The sequence below is a fragment of the Methylosinus sp. RM1 genome (assembly GCF_011378635.1).
Taxonomy (GTDB): domain Bacteria; phylum Pseudomonadota; class Alphaproteobacteria; order Rhizobiales; family Beijerinckiaceae; genus Methylosinus; species Methylosinus sporium.
Genome location: NZ_WOVC01000003.1, coordinates 156,501 through 177,551 on the forward strand (window position 1 = coordinate 156,501; position 21,051 = coordinate 177,551).

Here is a 21,051-nt window from a genome sequence, read left to right on the forward strand (position 1 = left end):
GATGACACGTCTTTCGGGGACAAGGCGCGCCCGCGCCTCGCGCGCGCCGGCGATTTCTCGCGCGCGCGGGGGCTCGGCGGACGGCCGCGACGACGCCAAATATCGGCTGCGGCGGGCGCGTCCGGCGGGCGCTGCGCGGCCATGCGACGCAAATTTCGAATCGGAGGCGAGATGACGACGAGCGGCGCCGAGCGGCATGTTCCCGTGCTGCTCGAGGAGGCGGTCGCCGCCCTCGCGCCCTGCGCGGGCGGAGTCTATCTCGACGCCACTTTCGGCGCCGGCGGCTACACGCGCGCCTTGCTGGCGCGTGAAGGGACGCGTGTGCTGGCGCTGGACCGCGATCCGAGCGCCATACGCGCCGGCTACGCTCTGGTGGAGGCGGCGGGCGGGCGGCTGACGCTGGTCGAGGCGCGCTTTTCCGAGCTGGCCGAGGTGGCCGAGCGCATGGAGCTCACGCCGCTCGACGGCGTCGTCGCCGATATTGGCGTCTCCTCCATGCAATTCGACGAGGCGGCGCGCGGCTTCTCCTTCCGCAACGACGGGCCGCTCGACATGCGCATGGAGGGGCGCGGGCCGAGCGCCGCCGACATTATCGCGGATGCCGAGGAAGAGGCGCTCGCCGATATTCTGTATCATTACGGCGAGGAGCGCGCCTCGCGCCGCATCGCCCGCGCCATCGTGAAGGCGCGCGAGGCCGGCCGCATAGAGACGACGCGCGCGCTGGCGCAGATCATCGAGCGCGCCGCGCCCGGAAAGCCGGGCGACATTCATCCGGCGACGAAGAGCTTTCAGGCGCTGCGCATCGCCGTCAATGACGAGCTCGGCCAATTGGTCGCGGCGCTGGGCGCCGCCGAGCGCGCGCTGAAAGCCGGCGGGCGGCTCGCCGTGGTGACGTTTCATTCGCTGGAAGACCGCATCGTGAAGCAATTCCTGGCCGAGCGCTCGGGTCGCGGCGAGACGCGCTCGCGCCGCCTGCCGGGCGAGCCGATTCCGCCGCCGCCGACTTTCGTCAGCGAAGGGCGCCAGCCGGTGACGCCTTCGGACCGCGAAATCGCCGCAAATCCGCGCGCGCGCTCCGCCAAGCTGCGCTATGCGACGCGCACGGAGGCGCCGGCGCGCGCCATGGACGAAGCGCTGGCGCGTCTCGCGCGCCTGCCGGAACGCGTCAAAGGGAGACGCTGATGCTGCGCTTTCTCAATGTCGTCGCCATTCTCGCGCTGATCGGATCGGGCTTCTACGCCTATTCGATCAAATATCAGACCATGCTGCGCGCCGAGCAGATCAGCAAGATGAAGCGCGAGGCCAAGAGCGAGCGCGACGGCATCGCCGTGCTGCGCGCCGAATGGGCCTTTTTGACGCGACCCGAGCGCGTGCAGGATCTCGCCGACAAATATCTCGATTTGAAGCCGCTCGCCGTGACGCAGATCGCGACGGCGCAGTCGCTGCCGGAAAAGCCCGAGCGCATCGACTCGATCGGCCGCAAGCTGGACGCGCTCGGCCTCGGCGGCGCGGCGACGACGCCGGCCGCGAGCGGAGCGCCGACGACGCCGAAAGGAAAGCCGCGATGACCGCCCCCGACACTGCGACGAACGGCGCGACGAACGGCCTGCGCCGCCGGCTCGACGGGCTGTTCTCCACCTCGCTCGGCAAGACCAGCGCGCGTATGCGCATGGTCGCGGCCGGATTCGTCTGCCTCTATGTCGGCATCGGCGCGCGGCTCGTCATCATCGGCTTCAAGCCCGATCCGACGACGATGCGCCGCGCCTCCGGCGAGACCATCGCCGCCTCGCGTCCCGACGTGCTCGACCGCAATGGCGAAATTCTCGCGACGGATGTGAAGACCGTCTCCGTTTTCGCCGAGCCGCGCCGTCTCATCGACAAGGACGAGGCGACGGAATTGCTCACGGCGGTTCTGCCCAATGTCGACGCCCGCGATCTGCGCGACAAGCTCGCCTCGAAGAAGGGCTTCGTGTGGGTGAAGCGCTCGGTGACGCCCAAGCAGCGCGACGAGGTGTTTCACCTCGGCCTGCCTGGCGTCGGCCTCGCGCCGGAGAACAAGCGCGTCTATCCCAACGGGCCGGCGGGCGCGCATGTGCTCGGCTATGTCAATATCGACAATGGCGGCATCGCCGGGATCGAGAAATATATCGACGGGCAGGGCCTCGCCGATCTGCATGACGCCGGCTTCAGCCTGACGCCCGAGGATCTGAAGCCCATCTCGCTCTCGATCGACATAAAGGCGACTCATGCGGTGCGCGACGAGCTGGAAAAAGGCGTCGCGCATTTCAAGGCCAAGGCCGGCGCCGCGGCGATCATGGACGTCGACACGGGCGAGGTGATCGCGCTCGCCTCGCTGCCCGATTACGATCCCAACAAGCCGCCGGACATGCGCGATCTGGCCTATATCAATCGAATGAATGTCGGCGTCTATGAGATGGGCTCCACCTTCAAGGCGCTGACCATCGCAATGGCGCTCGACTCCGGCAAGGTCAATCTCAACTCGCGCCTCGACGCGCGCGGCACGCTCAATTTCGGCCATTTCCGCATCCATGATTATCACGCGACCAACCGCGTGCTCACGCTGCCGGAAGTGTTCACGCATTCCTCCAACATCGGCACGGCGCGCATGGCGCTCGGCCAGGGCGTCGAGCGGCACAAGGCGTTTTTGCGCAAGATGGGCCAACTGACGCGAATGCGCACCGAATTGCCCGAGAGCGCCGAGCCGATCGTCCCGAAGAATTGGGGCGAGCTGAACACCATGACCATCGCCTTCGGCCATGGTCTCGCCGTCGCGCCGCTGCAGGCGATGATGGCCGTCTCCGCGCTGATGAACGGCGGCTATCTGATGGCGCCGACTTTTCTGAAGCGCAGCGAAGAAGAGGCGCGCAAGAGCGCCGTGCAGGTGATCAAGCCCGAGACCAGCGAGTCGATGCGCTATCTCATGCGGCTCAACGCCGAGATCGGCTCCGCCAAGAAGGTCAACATCAACGGCTATTTCGTCGGCGGCAAGACCGGCACGGCGGAGAAGGTGATCGGCGGCCATTATTCCAAGACCCGTCTCTTCACCACTTTCATGGCGGTGGCGCCGGCGGACAAACCGAAGTATCTGTTCCTCACCATAATGGACGAGCCGCAGGGCCTGCCGGAGACCGGAGGCTACGCCACGGCCGCCTATAATTCGGGCCAGGTGACGGGGCAGATCATCGAGCGCGTCGGTCCGCTTCTCGGCCTGCCGCCGCGCTTCGAATTGCCGACGCAGCCTTTCCCGCTGCTCGCCAAGCTCGGCTACGGCATAGCCAATAATCCCGCCGTTCCCGGCGGGGGAGGGCATTGATGCGACTTTCCGAGCTTCTCGACGAAGCGACGGCGGCGGGCTGCGGCGATCTCGATATCGCCGGCGTCACCGCCGACAGCCGCGACGTGCGCGAAGCCTATGCTTTCTTCGCCGTGCCGGGCCATGCCGGCGACGGTCTCGCTTACGCCGCCGATGCGCACGCACGCGGGGCGCGCGTCATCGTGGCGCCGCGCGCGGCCGAGGTCGGGCTGCCGCTCGTCGTCGTCGCCGACGTGCGCGCGGCGCTGGCGCGCGCGGCGGCGCGGTTTTTTCCGCGCCAGCCGGACATCGTCGCGGCGGTGACGGGCACCAGCGGCAAGAGCTCGGTCGTCGATTTCCTACGCCAGATCTGGCTGACGCTCGGCCGCGACGCGGCCTCGCTCGGCACGATCGGAATCGTCGATAAAAGCGGCGCGCATTACGGCTCGCTGACGACGCCGGGGCCGGTGGCGCTGCATCAGTCTCTCGATGCGCTCGCCGCGCGCGGCGTGACGCATCTCGCTATGGAGGCCTCCTCGCTCGGCATAGACCAGCGCCGCCTCGACGGCGTGCGGCCGACGGTCGGCGCCTTCACCAATTTCTCGCGCGATCATCTCGATCATCATCGCGACCTCGAAGAATATTTCGTCGCCAAGATGCGCCTCTTCGATACGCTGCTGGCTCCCGGCCGGACTGCGGTGATCGACGCCGACAGTTCCGTCGCCGCGCGGGTGATCGAGATTTGCGAGAAGCGCGGGCTGACGATTTTCGACGTCGGCGAAAAGGGCCGCGCCATATCGCTGCTGGAGGCGAAGGCCGATGCGCTCGGCTCGCAGCTGCGGCTGCGCTGCGGCGACGAGACTTTCGCCGTCGCTCTGCCGCTCTCCGGGGCGTTTCAGATCTCCAATGCGCTGGTCGCAGCCGGCATGGCCATCGCTTGCGGCGAGGAGCCGGCGCAGGTTTTCGCGGCGCTGGAGAAATTGCGCGGCGCGCCGGGGCGGCTCGAATTCATCGGCGCGCGCGCGGGCGCTCCGGTCTTCGTCGATTATGCGCATAAGCCAGACGCGCTGGACAAGGTTCTCGCCGCGCTGCGGCCGCTGGCGAAAGGACGGCTCATCGTCGTTTTCGGCGCCGGCGGCGATCGCGACAGAGGCAAGCGTCCCTTGATGGGCGAGATCGCGGCGCGCGCGGCCGATGTCGTCGTCGTCACCGACGACAATCCGCGCAGCGAGGAGCCGGCCTCGATCCGCGCGGCGATATTGGAGGCCGCGCGCGGCGTCGGCGCGGCGCAGGTGCACGAGATCGGCGATCGCGCCGCGGCGATCCGCGCCGCGGTCTCCTGGCTGCGCGCGGGCGATGCGCTGGTGGTCGCCGGAAAGGGCCATGAAACCGGCCAGATCATCGGCGATCAGGTCCTGCCATTCTCAGACCGGGCGGCGGTCGAGGCGGCCTTGCAGGGTGAGAGCGAATGAAGCAGCAAGCGCTATGGACCGGGCTCGGGCTGATCGGCGCGCTGCGCGCGCGCATCAGCGGCGGCCTGCCGCGCGACGTCACCGGCGTCTCCATCGACACGCGCACGCTGGCGCCGGGCGATCTCTTTTTCGCCATAAAGGGCGAGGCGCGCGACGGTCATGATTTCGTGCGCATGGCGTTCGAGCGCGGCGCGGCGGGCGCGGTGATCGACGACGCGCACGCCGGAGAATTTCGCGATCTCTCGCCGCTCTATGTCGTGCGCGATGTGCAGGAATCGTTGGAATATCTCGGCGCCCGCGCGCGCGAGCGCTCCGGCGCCTATGTCGCGGCGATCACCGGCTCGGTCGGCAAGACCTCGACCAAGGACATGGCGAAGACGATGTTCTCGCATTTCGGCGAGACGCACGCCTCTGCCGCCTCCTACAATAATCAATGGGGCGTGCCGCTGTCGCTCGCGCGAATGCCGGCCTCGGCGCGTTTCGGCCTCTTCGAGATCGGCATGAATCACGCGGGCGAGATCGCGTCGCTCGTGCGTTTCGTCGAGCCGCATGTCGCCGTGGTGACGCGCGTCGCGCCCGTGCATCTCGAACATTTCGAGTCGCTCGACGCCATAGCCGCGGCCAAGGCGGAGATTTTCTCCGGCCTCGTCGACGGCGGCGTCGCCATCATCAATCGCGACGACGAGACCTATGAGGCGCTGCTCGAAGGCGCCGCCGCCTCCAAGGCCGCGCATGTCTTCTCCTTCGGCGAGAGCGAGGCCGCGCAGGCGCGGCTGCTCTCCTATGACGGCGAGGAACATGTCGCCGAGGCGGAGATTTTCGGCCGCCGCCTGCGTTATCGCATCGGCGCGCCAGGCAAGCATTTTGCAGTCAATTCGCTCGCCGTGCTGACCATCGCCCATGTCTTCGACATCGATCTGGAGCAGGCGGCGGAGACGCTCGCCGATTTCGCGCCGCCCAAGGGGCGTGGCCGTCGCGAAACGCTCGCGATCGGCGACGGGCGTCTCACCCTCGTCGACGAGAGCTACAACGCCAATCCGACGTCCATGCGCGCGGCCTTCGAGCTGATCGGCGCCGAGAGAAGCGCGCGGCGGCGCATCGCCGTGCTCGGCGACATGCTCGAGCTCGGGCCGAGCGCCGCCGAATTGCACGCCGGCCTCGCCAAGGACCTCGAGGCGGCGGGCGTCGATCTCCTCTTCACCGCCGGCCCGCTGATGGCGCGGCTCTATTACGCCGCGCCCGAGCATATGCGCGGCGCGCATCGCGCCAACGCCGCCGAGCTCGAGGAGGCCGTGCTCTTTGCCCTCGCGCCCGGCGACGTGGTCATGATCAAGGGCTCGAACGGCTCGCGCATGGCGCGCATCGTCGAGGCGATCAGAACGAAATTCCCGGCCGACTCCGAAGCGGCCTCGTAAAGGAAAAGACGAATGCTGACGCTGCTCGCGGACTACTCGCATCTCTTCGGTCCGCTGAATCTCTTCCGCTACATCACCTTCCGCGCCGCCGGCGCGGCGGCGACGGCGCTGTTCTTCGTCTTCTTCTTCGGCCCCTCCATCATCGATGCGCTGCGCATCAAGCAAGGCAAGGGCCAGCCCATTCGCGAGGACGGGCCGGCCTCGCATCTCCTCACCAAAAAGGGCACGCCGACCATGGGCGGGCTCATGATCCTCTCGGGGCTGCTCGTCGCCACATTGCTATGGGCGAATTTGAAGAATTCCTATGTGTGGATCGTCATTCTCGTCACCGCCTCCTTCGGCGCGATCGGCTTCTACGATGATTATCTGAAAGTGACGAAGCAGTCGCACAAAGGCTTTTCCGGCAAGGCGCGTCTCGCGCTCGAATTCGCCGTCGCCGGCCTCGCCTGCTATGCGCTCACCACAGTCGGCGGCGAGAATATGTCCAAGCTGGCGCTGCCGCTGCTCAAAGGCTACGCCTTCTCGCTCGGCTGGCTGTTCGTTCCCTTCGGCGCCTTCGTCATCGTGGCGGCGGGCAATTGCGTCAATCTCACCGATGGTCTCGACGGACTCGCCATCGTGCCGTCGATGATCGCGGCGGCGGCTTTCGCCATCATCGCCTATCTCGTCGGCAATTCGATCTTCTCCGATTATCTCGGCGTCAATCATGTCGCCGGCACCGGCGAGCTCACGATCGTCTGCGCGGCGCTGATCGGCTCCGGCCTCGGCTTTCTGTGGTTCAACGCGCCGCCGGCGCAGATCTTCATGGGCGACACCGGCTCGCTCGCGCTCGGCGGAATGCTCGGAACCATATCGGTCGCCATCAAGCAGGAATTCGTGCTCGTCATCATCGGCGGCCTCTTCGTGCTCGAAGGCGCCTCCGTCATCGTGCAGGTGGCGAGTTTCAAGCTCACCGGAAAGCGCGTGTTCCGCATGGCGCCGATCCATCACCACTTCGAGCAGATGGGCTGGACCGAGCCGCAGATCGTCATTCGATTCTGGATCATCTCCTTCGTGCTCGCCCTTCTCGGGCTGTCCTCGCTGAAGCTGAGGTGAGCGCATGACTCCGGCGACGACATTCGCAGGGCGCAAGGTCGCGCTCTTCGGGCTCGGCGGCTCCGGCCTCTCGACGGCGCGCGCGCTTCTCGCGGGCGGCGCCAGCGTCGCCGCCTGGGACGATGGCGAGGCCGGCCGCGCCAAGGCGCAGGCGCAGGGCTTGGAGCTGGTCGATCTGACGCGCACGGATTGGCGCGAATTCTCCGCGCTCATTCTTTCGCCCGGCGTGCCGCTGACGCATCCGCAGCCGCATTGGACGGTCGCGCGCGCGCGCGAAGCGGGTGTGGAGGTGATCGGCGACATAGAGATTTTTTGCCGCGAGCGCGCGCGTCATGCGCCGGGCGCGACCTTCATCGCCATCACCGGCACCAATGGCAAATCGACGACGACGGCGCTGATCGCGCATATTCTTCGCAGCGCCGGCAAGGATGTGCGGCTCGGCGGCAATATCGGCACGCCGATCCTCGATCTCGAGCCGCCTTCCGAGGCCGGCATTCACGTCATCGAATGCTCGTCCTTCCAGATCGATCTGACGCCTTTGCTCGCGCCGTCCATCGGCATTCTCATCAATCTGACGCAAGATCACATCGATCGTCACGGAACGATGGAGAATTACGCGGCGGTGAAGGAGCGTCTCGTCGCCGGCGCCGATGTCGCGCTGATCGGCGTCGACGATTCTTTCTCGCACGCGATCGGCGCGCGGCTGATGGAGCGGCGCCGCGAGGGCCAGCGCGTCTATCCCGTCTCGGCGGCGCGCGCGCTCGATTGGGGATTCTTCATCGAGGGTCGCAAGGCGCTCTATCGCGAGGCGGGCCATGCGCCCGAAGAGACCGAGACGCTCGGCGATCTCGACGGCGCGCGCACATTGCGCGGCGCGCATAATGCGCAAAACGCCGCCTTCGCCGCCGCCGCCGCCTGGCATTGCGGACTCTCCAGCGAAGAAATCGCGCGCGGCCTGCTCACCTATCTCGGCCTGCCGCATCGCATGGAGGAGGTGGGGCGGCGCGGCCGCATCATCTTCGTCAACGACTCGAAAGCCACCAACGCCGACGCCGCGGAGAAGGCGCTGCTCTCCTATGACGAGATTTTCTGGATCGCCGGAGGCAAGGCGAAAGAAGGCGGCATAGAGCCTCTGCGTCCGCTCTTCTCGCGCATTCGCAAAGCCTATCTCATCGGCGCGGCGGCGCAGGATTTCGCCCGCACTCTGGAGGGCGCGGCGATTTACGAGCACTGCGGAACGCTCGATGTCGCCATTGCGCGCGCCGCCGAGGACGCTGCTCTCAGCGATGCGCGCGAGCCGGTCGTGCTGCTCTCGCCGGCCTGCGCCTCTTACGATCAATTCGCCAATTTCGAAGCGCGCGGCGACGCTTTTCGGCTCATCGCGCGCGAGCTCTATGTCCATGCGCCCATTGCCGGAGAAACGTCATGATCTCGCGCGCGGAGCGATCCACTTTTTCCGATTGGGCCTGGACGATCGATCGCTGGCTGATCGCCGGCGTCGCGCTGCTCATCGTCTGCGGCCTCGTCTTCGCAATGGCCGGCAGCCCGCCGGTGGCCGAGCGGCTGCATCTTTCCACCTTCTATTTCGTGCATCGGCAGGTGCTGTATCTCGCGCCCGCGATCATCGTGATGTTCGGCGTCTCGTTTCTCACGCCGCGCCATGTGCGGCGCGCCGCCGTCGTCTTGTGGATCGTGTCGCTCGCGCTGGTCGTCGGCACGCTGTTCTTCGGCCAGGAAGTGAAGGGCGCCAAGCGCTGGATCTTCGGCGTTCAGCCCTCCGAATTCTTGAAGCCGGCCTTTGTGATCATGGCCGCCTGGGCGTTTTCGGAAGGCGCCAAGCGCAAGGACGTGCCCGGCAGCCTTCTCGCCCTTGCGCTGCTGCCCGCTACTGTCGCGCCGCTGGTGCTGCAGCCCGATATCGGTCAGACCTTGCTGATCTCGCTCGTCTGGGCGGGGCTCTTGTTCATGGCCGGCATTCATTGGCTCTGGATTTTCGGCGTCGGCGGCGTGGGCGTCGTGGGCGCGGTCGCGGCCTATAAATTCCTGCCGCATGTTCACGCGCGCGTGACGCGCTTTCTCGATCCGCAAGCGGCGGGGCAGGGCGTCGCCGACACATTCCAGGCGGACACAGCGCTCTACAGCTTCATCAGCGGCTCCTGGTTCGGCAAAGGTCCGGGCGAGGGCACGCTGAAGCGCATTCTGCCCGACGCGCATACGGACACGATCTTCGCCGTCATCGGCGAGGAGTTCGGCCTCTTCGTCTGCATGGGCGTCGCGGCGATCTATGGCCTCATCGTGCTGCGTGGGCTCTATTCCGCCTCGCGCAACGAGGACGCCTTCTGCGCCTTCGCGACCGCAGGTCTCGTGATGCTGTTCGGCCTGCAGGCCGCCATCAATATGGCGGTCAATCTCCAGCTGATGCCGTCGAAGGGCATGACGCTTCCGTTCATTTCCTACGGCGGCTCCTCGCTCATCTCGCTGGCGCTCGGCTTCGGCTTTCTGCTCGCGGTGACGCGCCGGCGCCCGCATATAGAGCCCATCGTCGAGGTGAGCGCCATGGGGGCGCGGGCATGAGCGAGCGTCCCATTCTGCTCGCCGCCGGCGGCACCGGCGGCCATCTCTTTCCGGCGGAAGCGCTGGCTCATGCGCTGCGCGCGCGCGGCTTTGCGGCGGAGCTCGTCACCGACGAGCGCGCGCTGCGCTATGGCGGCGAATTTCCCGCGCGCGCGATGCACGCCATCGCTTCCGCGACGCCGCGCGGCGGCTCCGTCATCGACAAGGCGAAAGCCATTGCGACGCTCGGCGTCGGCGCCTCGCAGGCGCTGCGTCTTCTGCTGCGCGTACGGCCGCTCGCCGTCGTCGGCTTCGGCGGCTATCCGAGCGTGCCGCCGCTGTTCGCGGCTTCGCTGCTGCGCATCCCGACTGTGCTGCATGAAGCCAATGCGGTGATGGGCCGCGCCAATTCCTTCCTCGCCGGCCGCGTCGATAAAGTGGCGTCGGGATTTCCGCTCTCCGGCGTCTCGAATGCGCTCGCGGAAAAAATCGCCGTCACCGGCAATCCGCTGCGCCCCGCCGCGCTCGCCGCCGCGGGGCTCCCCTATCCGGGCTTCGAGGACGGCGGATTGCGGCTGCTCGTCACCGGCGGCTCGCAGGGCGCGCGGGTGATGTCGGACATCGTTCCGGCGGCGCTCGAATCGCTGCCGAAGGAATTGCGCGAGCGCATAGAGCTGACGCAGCAGGCGCGCGAGGAGGATCTCGCGCGCGTCACAATGGCCTATGCGCGCGCCGGAATCGTCGCGCAGATCGCGCCCTTCTTCGCCGATCTGCCGGAGCGCATCGCCAATGCGCATCTCGTGATCGCGCGCGCCGGCGCCTCCACCGTCACCGAACTGGCGGCGATCGGGCGGCCGAGCATTCTGGTGCCGCTGCCCCATGCGCTGGATCAGGATCAGGCGGCGAACGCCGAAGTGCTGGCGAAATCCGGCGCGGCGGAAGTGGCGCGCCAAGCCGATTTCACGCCGCAATGGCTCGCCGCGCGCATCGCGGCGCTCGCTGCGGACAGCGCGGAATTGCAAAGGCGCGCGCAGGCGGCCAAAAGCGTCGGGGTCACGGATGCGGCCGAGCGGCTCGCCGATCTCGTGCTCGCCGTCGCGGGCGAGCAGCACGGCGCCGCGCCGGCGCGAGGGAGCGTTATATGAGAATGCCGCGCCGTCTCGGTCCCATTCATTTCGTCGGCATAGGCGGGATCGGCATGTCCGGCGTCGCCGAGATTCTGCTCGCGCAGGGCTATGATGTGCAGGGCACGGACGCCGCCGACGGCGCCAATCTGCAACGCCTCGCCGGCAAGGGCGCGCGCGTGCATGTCGGCCATGACGCGCAATGGCTGGGCGAGGCCGCGGTCGTCGTCGTGTCGAGCGCGATCAAGCGCGACAATCCCGAGCTCGTCGCGGCGCGCGCGCGGCGCCTGCCTGTGGTGAAGCGCGCGGAAATGCTCGCCGAGCTGATGCGCGACAAGCGTTGCGTCGCCGTCGCCGGCACGCATGGCAAGACGACGACCACTTCGCTCGTCGCGACGCTGCTCGACGCGGGCGGTCTCGATCCGACGGTGGTGAATGGCGGCGTCATCAACGCTTACGGCACGAATGCGCGTCCGGGCGCCGGCGAATGGATGGTGGTGGAAGCGGACGAGAGCGACGGCACATTCTTGAAGCTTCCCGCCGAAGTCGCCATCGTCACCAATGTCGATCCCGAGCATTTGGATCATTTCGGCGATTTCGACGGCGTGAAGAAGGGCTTTCGCGCCTTTATCGAAAATCTCCCCTTCTATGGTTTCGCCGCCGTCTGTCTCGATCATCCGACCGCGCGCGAGATCATTGCGCAGATCGAGGATCGCCGCGTCATTTCCTATGGCGAGAGCCTGGAGGCCGAGGCGCGGCTGCTCGATCTCGATCTTTCCGGCGGCGTCGGACGCTTTTCCGTTCTGCTGCGCGATCGCGACACGGGCGCAGAGACGCGGCTCGATGATCTGCTGCTGCCGGCGGCGGGACGGCACAATGCGCTCAACGCCACGGCCGCCATTGCGGTGGCGCATCGGCTCGGCGTTCCCGCGGACAAGATTCGCGACGGGCTCGCGCGCTTCGCCGGCGTTAAACGGCGCTTCACCAAGACGGGCGAGTGGAAGGGCGTTTCGATCTTCGACGATTACGGCCATCATCCGGTCGAGATCGCCGCCGTGCTGCGCGCCGCGCGCGCCTCCACCAAGGGCAAGGTGATCGCCATCATGCAGCCGCATCGCTACACGCGGCTGCAATCTCTGTTCGATCAATTCGCGAGCTGTTTCACGGATGCGGATGTCGCGCTGATCGCCGATGTCTATCCGGCCGGCGAGAGCAAGATAGAGGGCGTCGACGGCCCCGCGCTGGCGCGCGCCGCCGCGGCGCAGGGGCGGCGCGCGAGCGCTTTCGCTTCGCCGCAGGAGCTGCCCGGATTGATCCGCGAGATCGCAGCGCCCGGGGATTATGTGGTGTTTCTCGGCGCCGGCGACATTACCAAATGGGCCTATGCGCTGCCGGGACAGCTCGCGGAGCTCGCGCCGTGACATTCGCGCAGACATGCAGAACGCGCGTCCCTTCTCCCGCGCGCGGGAGAAGGGATGCGCACGGAGATCGGGGATGAGTTTTCGAGATATCTCGGCCGAGATCGTGGCGCTCATGCCCGATTTGCGCGGGCGTCTCGCCGCCAATGAGCCGCTCGCGCCGCTCACCTGGTTTCGCGTCGGCGGGCCGGCGCAGCTTCTCTTCTCTCCGGCGGACGAGGAGGATCTCGCTTATTTTCTCGCGCGTCTGCCGCGTGAGATTCCGGTCATGGTCATCGGCCTCGGCTCCAATCTCATCGTGCGCGACGGCGGCGTCGACGGCGTCGTGGTGCGGCTGACGGCCAAGGGCTTCGGCGCCATCGCCGTGGAAGAGGGCGAGCGCATTCGCGTCGGCGCGGCGGTTCCCGATGTGAAGCTCGCGCGCGCGGCGGCGGACGCCGGCATAGACGGTCTTGCCTTTTATCGCGGCATTCCCGGCGGCGTCGGCGGCGCGCTGCGCATGAACGCCGGCGCGCATGGCGGCGAGACGAAAGATGCGCTGATCGAGGCGCGCGGCGTCGATCGCTCCGGCAATGTGCGCGTCTACACGAACGCCGAGCTCGGCCTCTCCTATCGCCATAGCGACGCGCCGGAAGATGTGATTTTCACGCAGGCGCTGTATCAGGGCCGCAAGGGCGATCCCGCGACGATCCTCGCCGAGATGGAGCGCATCACGCAGGCGCGCGAAGCCTCGCAGCCCATTCGCGAGAAGACCGGCGGCTCCACTTTCGCCAATCCGCCGGGGCATAAGGCTTGGGCTTTGATCGACGAGGCCGGTTGCCGCGGGCTCGTCGTCGGCGATGCGCAGGTCAGCGAGATGCATTGCAACTTCCTCGTCAATCGCGGCCATGCGACGGCCGCCGACGTCGAGGCGCTGGGCGAGGAAGTGCGGCGGCGCGTGCAAGAGAAGAGCGGCATTCTCCTGCGCTGGGAGATCAAGCGGATCGGCGTCCCATGAGTCCTCGGCGGCGGGCGCTCTCTACCCTCCCCTTCACGGGGAGGGTCGGATCGCGAAGCGATCCGGGGTGGGATGAAATTCCCCAGATTCGGAGGCTCACCCCCTCCCGAGCGCCTTCGGCGCTCGACCTCCCTCGAGGGGGAGGCGAAGCCGTCTCGGCTCGCAGGGAATGCTCGAGATGAGCGTGATCGAGAAGAGCGTCGTCGCCGCGCCCGCGCAGGACGATGGACTCCTTCGCGCAGCGTCGAGCCCGCTGCTCGGCGGAGCGCTCGCGCTCGTCGCCTTCGCGCAGCAGCTCATCGGCCATATCGATTGCGACGTCTCCTGGTTTTTGACCTTTGCGGAGAAAGTCCTCGACGGACGCGCAGCCTATGTCGAGGTGAGCGATCCCAATCCGCCCGGGGCCTTTCTTTCGCTCATGCCTGCCGTGCTGCTCGCCCGCGCGCTGCATCTTCGGGCGGAGGCGGTCGTCGTGGCGCTCGTCTTCTTCGCCGCCGCGGCGTCGATCGGCTTGTCGTTTCATCTGCTGCGGCTGAGCGCGGCGCGCAGCCTTCGCGAATGGATGCCGCTCGGCAATGCGGCGATCTTTCTGCTGCTGGTCGCGCCGGAGATCGTCTTCGCGGAACGCGAGCATATCGCGCTGCTCGCGCTTCTGCCGCTGCTCGCGACGCTGGCGGCGGAGGAGGGCGCGCGCCCGTCGCCGCGTTTCGCGCGGATCGCCGCGGGAGTTTGCGGCGGCGTCGCGGTGACGCTGAAGCCACATTTCGCGCTCGCCGTCATTCTGCCGGCGCTGGCGATCGCATGGCGCGCGCGCTCGCTTCGCGCTCTGTGGCGCGTGGAGCTCGTTTCCGCCGCGCTCGCCTCCATCGCGCTGACGGGCGCGACGTTGCTCGCCTTTCCGGCCTATCTCTCGCAGGCTCTGCCGCTGGCGTTCGAGGTCTATGGGCCGGCGCGCGACGATCTCGGCCACTTTCTGTCCCATTCGCTCGCTCTGGCCTATCTCGCGCTGCTGGCCGGATTTCTCGTCGCGGCGCGCGGCGCGCTCGGCCGGGCGCCTCTCGTCGCGCTCGCCGCCTCGCTCGGCTTTTTCGTCGCCTTTCTGCTGCAAGGGAAAGGCTGGATGAATCACGCCTATCCGGCGATGATCCTGCTGCTCTTCGCCTGGATATTTTTCGCGCTGCGCGAGGCGGCGCCGGCGACCGGCGCGAAGTCGGCGCTGATGAAATTCCTGTTCCTGCCCGCTCTGCTCGCCGCGCCGGCCTATTTCGGAATCGTCGAGCAGCTGACCGACCGCGAGGAGCATGAGGGGCTGCTGGCCGCCGTCGCCGAGGTCGCGCCGCCGCATCCGCGCATCGCGACCATCGCCAGCCAGCTCGATTTCGGCCATCCGCTGACGCGGCGGCTCGACGGCGAATGGGTCGGACGGCAGAATGCGCTGTGGACCACGGCCTTGGTCGGGCGGCTGCTGGAGACGGCGAGCCCGCCGCGGCGCGAAGCGCTGGAGGCGCGGCGCATCGCCGATCTCGCCGCATTGGCGCAGGATATTCGGGCGGGGCGCCCGGATATCGTCGTCGCCGAGGATCGGGCGACGCGGGAATGGGTACTGAAACGCCCGGAAACGGCCGCCGCGCTGGACGGCTACAGGCTCGCGAAACGGGCGGGAGATGTAGAGATTTGGCGGCGGGCGGAGTGAGCGTCTGGACATGCCGGCCGTTCGGCCTATAGTAAGACGGTAAGACGTAAGGAGCGCGAGCCATGCCGTCCGTTAGGCGCCAGACGGTCTATTCGAAGGTTTCGGTGAAGAGCCAGACGGTTCTGCCCGCCGAGGTCCGCGAGCGTCTTCGCATCAAGCCGGGCGATCGGCTGCGCTATGTGATCGACGACTCGGGCGTGCGGATCGAGCGCGGCGCGGCGAATGAGGAGGAAGATCCCTTCGCCACTTTCACCGAATGGGCGAGCGACGCCGACGACGAGGCCTATGCCGATCTTTGACGCGATATTCGCGATCGGCGAGAGCGAGCCTGAAGGCTCGCGGTCCGTGGGGCGGTTTTGGACCGCGCGCCGCGAGGCTCGCTCGCGGAGGCGCGCGCAATGACGCGCTATGCGCCGGGCGACGTGGTCGTCGTGCCCTATTCGGATCGATTTGCGGAAAAACGACGGCCGGCTCTGGTCGTCTCGAACGACGAGGTGATGTCCGCCGGCTTTCTCTGGCTCGTCATGATAACGACAGCGCAGAATTCCGGCATGGAGCAGGACATCATAATCGAGGATTTGTCGGCCGCCGGGCTTTCGCGCCCGTCGATCGTGCGGCCGGTCAAGATCGCCAATGTCGAACCGTCTCGGATCGTGCGGCGCGCCGGACGACTGGGGGCCGGGCAGGCCGAAGCGGTCTTCGCAGCGGTGCGTTCCTTTATCGGGCGAGATCGCCCCAAACCACGCAAAGGTGCGTCATGACAGCTCACGTCGCCGTGCTCATGGGCGGATTCTCCTGCGAGCGCGAGGTCTCGCTGCGGTCGGGCGAGGCGAGCGCCAAGGCGCTGGAGAGCGTCGGCTATCGCGTTACCCGCGTCGACGTCGGCCGCGACGTCGCCGAGGTTCTCGCCAAGCTCGCGCCGGATGTGGCGTTCAATGCGCTGCACGGACGTTTCGGCGAGGATGGCGCCATTCAGGGCGTGCTGGAAATTCTGCGCATTCCCTATACGCATTCGGGCGTGCTCGCTTCGTCTCTGGCGATGAAGAAGGATGTGGCCAAGAGCGTGATGGCGGCGGCCGGCGTGCCAGTGCCGCGGGGGCGGGTGGTTCATCGTCTCGAGGCGGCCAAGGCCCACGCCCTCGAGCCCCCTTACGTGCTGAAGCCGGTGAGCGAGGGATCGTCCTTCGGCGTGTTCATCGTGAAAGAAGGGCGCTCGCATCCGCCGCAGGAGCTGGCGAGCGCCGATTGGCGGCATGGCGACTTCATGCTGGCGGAGAATTTCGTCGACGGCCGCGAGCTCACTTGCGCGGTGATGGGCGACCGTCCGCTCGACGTCATCGAAATCCTCCCGGTGTCGGAGGAGTTCTACGGTTTCGACGCGAAATACGCGAAAGGCGGTTCGAAACACGTGCTTCCGGCAAATCTTAAACAAAATATTTACCAAGAGGTCCAACAGTTGGCGCTCGAGGCTCATCGGGCTCTCGGCTGTCGCGGCGTCAGCCGCGCGGACTTTCGATACGACGATCGCCCGGAAGGCACGGGCGAGCTCGTCGTGCTGGAGGTCAACACGCAGCCGGGCATGACCGAGACCTCGCTGGTTCCCGAAATGGCGGCCCATGCCGGCTATTCGTTTGGCGAGCTCGTGAGATGGATGGTGGAAGACGCGTCCTGCGATCGTTGAGAGAGCCTGTCGAGGCTCTCTTCGATGTCGCGCATCCGCATCCCGTCCAGGCTGGTTCTCTTCACGCCGGCGCCTATTCCGCCCCTTACGTAAATCCCGTCGGCTCCGAGCCCGCCGAGCGGCGCGGCCGCTCGGCGGCTTCCGCCGCGCAGGCGGAGCGCGGGCGTCTCTCGCGCATCGCGGCTCTGCCGGGGATCGGCACGGCGGCGCTCGCTCTGCTGTTCGGCGCTGTGGGCTCGGCCGGCGTGGCGCACAATGGCGGCTATGCGGAATTCGTCGCGCGCAACGGCGCGCCGCGCGACATAGTGGCGCGCGCGCTCGGCTTCTCCATCGAGGTCGTCACCATCAGCGGGCTCGGAGAGCTCTCCGAAAGCGACGTGCTCGCCGCCTCGGGCGTCAAGCCCACCAACTCGCTGCTCTTCCTCGACGCCGAGACGATTCGCGAGCGGCTGACCGCGCTGCCGCTGGTCGAGAGCGCGCGCGTGCTGAAGCTCTATCCCGATCGGCTGATCATCGCGCTCGAGGGGCGGCGTCCCTTCGCGCTCTGGCAGCGCGACGGCAAGCTCTCCGTCGTCGCCGCCGACGGCGTCGTCATCGACGAGATGCGCGACGAGCGTTTCATCGGCCTGCCCTTCGTCGTCGGCGAGGGCGCGGAGAAGCGGCTCGACGAATATATGCGGCTGCTGGAGGCCGTCGGCGATCTCAAATCGCGCGTGCGCGCCGGCGTTCTCGTCTCCGGGCGGCGCTGGTCGCTCGACATGACCAATGGCGTCGAGGTGAAGCTCCCCGAGCGCGAGCCGGAGGCGGCGCTGGCGCTGCTGCAGCGACTCCAGCGTGAGGCCAGGATACTCGACAAGGATGTGATCTCGATCGATTTGCGTGCGTCCGGACGCGTCGCGGTTCGCCTTTCCGAAGAGGCGGTCGCGGCGCGCGCGGCCGCGACGTCGCGCAATTCACGCAAGGGCGGCCAGACATGAAGCCACATATCTTCCCGCCGCGAATGAAGCAGCTCGGCGCCCGCCGCAGCGCCACCATGGCGGTGCTCGACGTCGGCACGTCGAAGATCGCCTGCATCATCGCCCGGCTGACGCCGGTGGGCGAGGGCTCGCCGCGCGGGCGCACGCATCGCGCGCGCGTGCTCGGAATCGGCCATCAGCGCTCGCGCGGCGTCAAGGCCGGCCAGATCGTCGATATGGAGGAGGTCGAGAGCGCCGTCCGCCGCACGGTGGATGCGGCCGAGCGCATGGCGCGCTCGCAGGTCGACGCCATCGTCGTCACCGCTTCGGGCGGCCGGCTCGCCTCGCAGCATTTCGCCGCCAAGACGCGCGTCGTCTCCGGCGCCGTCGCGCCCTCCGACGTGCATCGCGTGCTCGAGGCCTCCGCCGCCCATGTGACGGAGCGCGGCCGCATCGTGGTCCATTCGCTGCCTACCGGCTTCTCGCTCGACGGCACCGCCGGCATTCGCGAGCCCGCCGGCATGGTCGGCGGCGAGCTCGGCGTCGATCTCCATGTCGCCAGCTGCGATCAGGCGGCGATGCGCAATCTTCTCGTCGCGGTGGAGCGCTGCCATCTCGGCATTGAGGCCGCCGCCGCGGCGCCCTATGTCGCCGGCCTCGCCGTGCTGGAGGCCGATGAGGCGGAGCTCGGCGCCATCGTCATCGACATGGGCGCCGGCGTCACCTCGCTCGCCGTCTTCTCCGGCGGCGCGCTGGCGCATGTCGACGCGGTGACGCTCGGCGGCAATCACATCACCATGGACATCGCCCGCGGCCTCGATTGTCGCCTCAGCGACGCCGAGCGTCTGAAGACGCTCTATGGCGCAGCGATCTCCTCGCCCTCCGACGATCGCGAGACGATCGCCTTCGATCATGTCGGCGAGAGCGGCGAATATCCGGCCCATGCGCCGAAATCGCATCTCGTGCGCATCATTCGTCCGCGCGTCGAGGAGACTTTGGAATTCCTGCGCGATCGGCTGGCGGCGTCGGGCTTTTCGGCCCATGCCGGCCGCCGCGTGGTGCTCACCGGCGGCGCCTGCCTGCTCACCGGCCTGCCGGAGGCGGCGCGCCGCATATTGGGCGGACAGGTGCGCGTCGGCCGGCCGGCCGGCATAGACGGCCTGCCCGAATCGGCCCGCAGCCCGGCTTTCGCCGCGGCCGTCGGCCTGCTCGTCTATCCGCAATTTTCGGGGCGCGAATATTTCGAGCCGCGCCGGGAGGCGGAGATGCGCGGGACCGGGACCAATGGCTACTTCTCTCGGGTCGGACAATGGTTGAGGGACAGTTTTTGAAGTTTTCGAGCAAGGAGAGCGAGGCGCGCGTCGGCGAAACGCTCCGGGGACGGCAACCGACGCGCAGTCGCATGAAAATCAGTCGAAAGGTCTGGCGATGACGATCAATCTCAAGGCGCCCGAGCTCCGGGAATTGAAGCCCCGCATATTGGTGTGCGGCATCGGCGGCGGCGGGGGCAACGCCGTCAACAACATGATCATGTCGGGCCTCTCGGGCGTGGACTTTCTGGTCGCCAACACCGACGCGCAGGCGCTCGCCTCCGCGCGCGCCGAGCGCGTCATCCAGATGGGCCTGCAGGTGACGGAAGGCCTCGGCGCCGGCGCGCAGCCGGAAGTCGGCCGCGCCGCCGCGGAAGAGGCCAAGGACGAGATTCGGGAGCATCTTTCCGGCGCGCATATGGTGTTCGTCACCGCCGGCATGGGCGGCGGCACCGGCACCGGCGCTGCGCCCGTCATCGCCGCCACGGCGCGCGAAATGGGCATTCTGACCGTCGGCGTCGTCACCAAGCCCTTCCATTTCGAGGGCGCGCGCCGCCTGCGCATCGCCGAGAGCGGCATCGCCGAGCTGCAGAAGTCGGTCGACACTCTGATCATCATCCCGAATCAGAATCTTTTCCGCATCGCCACGGAGAAGACCACCTTCGCCGACGCTTTCGCCATGGCCGATCAGGTGCTCTACTCGGGCGTCGCCTCGGTCACCGACCTCATGGTCAAGGAAGGCCTCATCAATCTCGACTTCGCCGACGTGCGCTCGATCATGCGCGGCATGGGCAAGGCGATGATGGGCACGGGCGAGGCCACCGGCGAGCGCCGCGCCAGCCTCGCGGCGGAGGCGGCCATCGCCAATCCGCTGCTCGACGAAGTGTCGATGAAGGGCGCCCGCGGCCTCTTGATCTCGATCACCGGCGGCAACGACCTCACCCTCTATGAGGTGGACGAGGCGGCGAGCCGCATCCGCCAGGAGGTGGACGAGGACGCCAACATCATCCTCGGCGCGACCTTCGACTCCTCGCTCGAGGGCGTGGTGCGCGTGTCGGTGGTGGCGACGGGCATCGATCTGCCGAGCACCGCCGCCGAGGACGCCGCCGCCGCGGAAGCCCGCGTGCTCGAGGCCGCCGAGCGTCTGCGCGCGCAGGTGGCGGCGCAGAGCCGCCCCTCGATCGTTCATACGATCGCCGAGCCGGCTCCGCAGCCGGCGCCTCATGCCTATGCGCCCGAGCCCGCGCCGGTCCCGACGGAGCGCCAGCCCTCGCCCTATTACGGCGAGCCGCAGCAGCAGGCGCCCGCCGCTTCGCGCGACGTCTATCTGGAGCAGGTGGCGACGCGCCCGGCCGCCTATGCGCCGGAGCCCGCTCCCCAGCAGGCCCCGATGATGGAGGCGCATGAGCCCTACATCCCGCCGGCCGCCGAGCTGCCGCGTATGCGTATGCCGCAGATCGAGGATTTCCCGCGGCCGGTGCAGGAGCAATATCGGCAGGCGCGCGGCGAGGCCGCCGGCCAGGCGCCGGAGGCCGCGCGCCGCCGCACGCTGCTGGAGCGTCTCGCCTCCTTCGGCGCGAGCCGCCAGGAGGATGCGCTGCAGGGGCCGGCGGCCGCCGCCCCGCGTCCGCAAATGCGCCCGCAGGCTCCCGCGCCCTCGCAGAGCCATGCGGAATACGCCAAGCGCCCCGTCGCCCCCGCGCCGCAGCCGGCGGCGGGACACGCCGGGCTCGACCCGCATGGCCGCCGCGTCGCGCCGGCTCGCTCGATCGAGGACGAGCAGCTCGAGATTCCGGCCTTTCTGCGCCGCCAGATCAACAGCTGATCGCGCCCGCTGGATCGCGAAATCTGTGAAAGGCCCGCTTCGGCGGGCCTTTTCTCATTCGCGCCGATTGTAACATTTTGTAAAAAACCGTGACTGGAGCCCCGCTGCGGCGCGGATTATCTTGCGCCGGCGCCACTCCGCCACAATGGCGCACAGTTGCGCGCGATGCGGCGCGCGAACCCGCCTCTCCCGGGAGTGA

The 21,051-nt window shown here is 67.9% G+C and carries 18 protein-coding genes; all 18 read left to right on the forward strand.

Annotated elements, in window-relative coordinates; all coding sequences use genetic code 11:
- The first annotated feature begins 171 nt into the window (after positions 1-171).
- The 18 genes from rsmH (at position 172) to ftsZ (ending at position 20,852) form a co-directional block, all read left to right on the forward strand.
- Complete coding sequence (gene rsmH / locus FMZ75_RS03090; protein ID WP_108917767.1) at positions 172-1,182, forward strand: 16S rRNA (cytosine(1402)-N(4))-methyltransferase RsmH; 1,011 nt, start codon at positions 172-174, stop codon at positions 1,180-1,182.
- Entirely contained in the window at positions 1,182-1,568 is a 387-nt protein-coding gene (locus tag FMZ75_RS03095; RefSeq protein ID WP_142861951.1) for a hypothetical protein, read from the forward strand. The genes rsmH and FMZ75_RS03095 overlap by 1 nt, the downstream gene beginning before the upstream one ends.
- Positions 1,565-3,334, forward strand: a complete 1,770-nt coding sequence (locus tag FMZ75_RS03100) for a penicillin-binding protein 2 (RefSeq protein ID WP_166141264.1) — start codon at positions 1,565-1,567, stop codon at positions 3,332-3,334. The genes FMZ75_RS03095 and FMZ75_RS03100 overlap by 4 nt, the downstream gene beginning before the upstream one ends.
- The gene (locus FMZ75_RS03105) at positions 3,334-4,785 is read left to right on the forward strand and encodes a UDP-N-acetylmuramoyl-L-alanyl-D-glutamate--2,6-diaminopimelate ligase (RefSeq protein WP_166141265.1); all 1,452 of its coding nucleotides are present in this window, start codon (positions 3,334-3,336) and stop codon (positions 4,783-4,785) included. Before FMZ75_RS03100 ends, FMZ75_RS03105 begins: the two co-directional genes overlap by 1 nt.
- Positions 4,782-6,200: a UDP-N-acetylmuramoylalanyl-D-glutamyl-2,6-diaminopimelate--D-alanyl-D-alanine ligase gene (locus FMZ75_RS03110; RefSeq protein ID WP_166141266.1), complete on the forward strand. Its 1,419-nt coding sequence runs from the start codon at positions 4,782-4,784 to the stop codon at positions 6,198-6,200. Before FMZ75_RS03105 ends, FMZ75_RS03110 begins: the two co-directional genes overlap by 4 nt.
- 12 nt (positions 6,201-6,212) lie before the next feature.
- On the forward strand, positions 6,213-7,295 hold the full coding sequence (mraY, locus tag FMZ75_RS03115) for a phospho-N-acetylmuramoyl-pentapeptide-transferase (protein WP_166141267.1): 1,083 nt from the start codon (positions 6,213-6,215) through the stop codon (positions 7,293-7,295).
- Positions 7,296-7,299: 4 nt separating this feature from the next.
- On the forward strand, positions 7,300-8,724 hold the full coding sequence (gene murD / locus FMZ75_RS03120; RefSeq protein ID WP_166141268.1) for a UDP-N-acetylmuramoyl-L-alanine--D-glutamate ligase: 1,425 nt from the start codon (positions 7,300-7,302) through the stop codon (positions 8,722-8,724).
- On the forward strand, positions 8,721-9,869 hold the full coding sequence (locus FMZ75_RS03125) for an FtsW/RodA/SpoVE family cell cycle protein (protein WP_166141269.1): 1,149 nt from the start codon (positions 8,721-8,723) through the stop codon (positions 9,867-9,869). The genes murD and FMZ75_RS03125 overlap by 4 nt, the downstream gene beginning before the upstream one ends.
- Positions 9,866-10,993 carry an undecaprenyldiphospho-muramoylpentapeptide beta-N-acetylglucosaminyltransferase gene (murG, locus tag FMZ75_RS03130; protein WP_166141270.1) on the forward strand — a complete coding sequence of 376 codons (1,128 nt, stop codon included), beginning with the start codon at positions 9,866-9,868 and terminating at the stop codon, positions 10,991-10,993. The genes FMZ75_RS03125 and murG overlap by 4 nt, the downstream gene beginning before the upstream one ends.
- Positions 10,990-12,393, forward strand: a complete 1,404-nt coding sequence (gene murC / locus FMZ75_RS03135; protein WP_166141271.1) for a UDP-N-acetylmuramate--L-alanine ligase — start codon at positions 10,990-10,992, stop codon at positions 12,391-12,393. Before murG ends, murC begins: the two co-directional genes overlap by 4 nt.
- Positions 12,394-12,466: 73 nt before the next feature.
- Complete coding sequence (gene murB, locus FMZ75_RS03140; protein WP_166141272.1) at positions 12,467-13,387, forward strand: UDP-N-acetylmuramate dehydrogenase; 921 nt, start codon at positions 12,467-12,469, stop codon at positions 13,385-13,387.
- Positions 13,388-13,565: 178 nt separating this feature from the next.
- The gene (locus tag FMZ75_RS03145; RefSeq protein ID WP_166141273.1) at positions 13,566-15,080 is read left to right on the forward strand and encodes a formate dehydrogenase accessory protein FdhE; all 1,515 of its coding nucleotides are present in this window, start codon (positions 13,566-13,568) and stop codon (positions 15,078-15,080) included.
- A 62-nt stretch (positions 15,081-15,142) separates the two neighbouring features.
- Complete coding sequence (locus FMZ75_RS03150) at positions 15,143-15,379, forward strand: AbrB/MazE/SpoVT family DNA-binding domain-containing protein (protein WP_108917504.1); 237 nt, start codon at positions 15,143-15,145, stop codon at positions 15,377-15,379.
- A 99-nt stretch (positions 15,380-15,478) separates the two neighbouring features.
- The gene (locus tag FMZ75_RS03155) at positions 15,479-15,841 is read left to right on the forward strand and encodes a type II toxin-antitoxin system PemK/MazF family toxin (protein ID WP_166141274.1); all 363 of its coding nucleotides are present in this window, start codon (positions 15,479-15,481) and stop codon (positions 15,839-15,841) included.
- Complete coding sequence (locus tag FMZ75_RS03160; protein ID WP_166141275.1) at positions 15,838-16,761, forward strand: D-alanine--D-alanine ligase; 924 nt, start codon at positions 15,838-15,840, stop codon at positions 16,759-16,761. The genes FMZ75_RS03155 and FMZ75_RS03160 overlap by 4 nt, the downstream gene beginning before the upstream one ends.
- A complete protein-coding gene (locus FMZ75_RS03165; protein WP_246728740.1) occupies positions 16,758-17,738 on the forward strand; it encodes a cell division protein FtsQ/DivIB in 981 nt (326 codons plus the stop codon). Before FMZ75_RS03160 ends, FMZ75_RS03165 begins: the two co-directional genes overlap by 4 nt.
- Positions 17,735-19,048, forward strand: a complete 1,314-nt coding sequence (gene ftsA, locus FMZ75_RS03170; protein ID WP_166141277.1) for a cell division protein FtsA — start codon at positions 17,735-17,737, stop codon at positions 19,046-19,048. The genes FMZ75_RS03165 and ftsA overlap by 4 nt, the downstream gene beginning before the upstream one ends.
- A 97-nt stretch (positions 19,049-19,145) precedes the next feature.
- A complete protein-coding gene (gene ftsZ / locus FMZ75_RS03175) occupies positions 19,146-20,852 on the forward strand; it encodes a cell division protein FtsZ (protein ID WP_166141278.1) in 1,707 nt (568 codons plus the stop codon).
- The last annotated feature ends 199 nt before the right edge of the window (positions 20,853-21,051 follow it).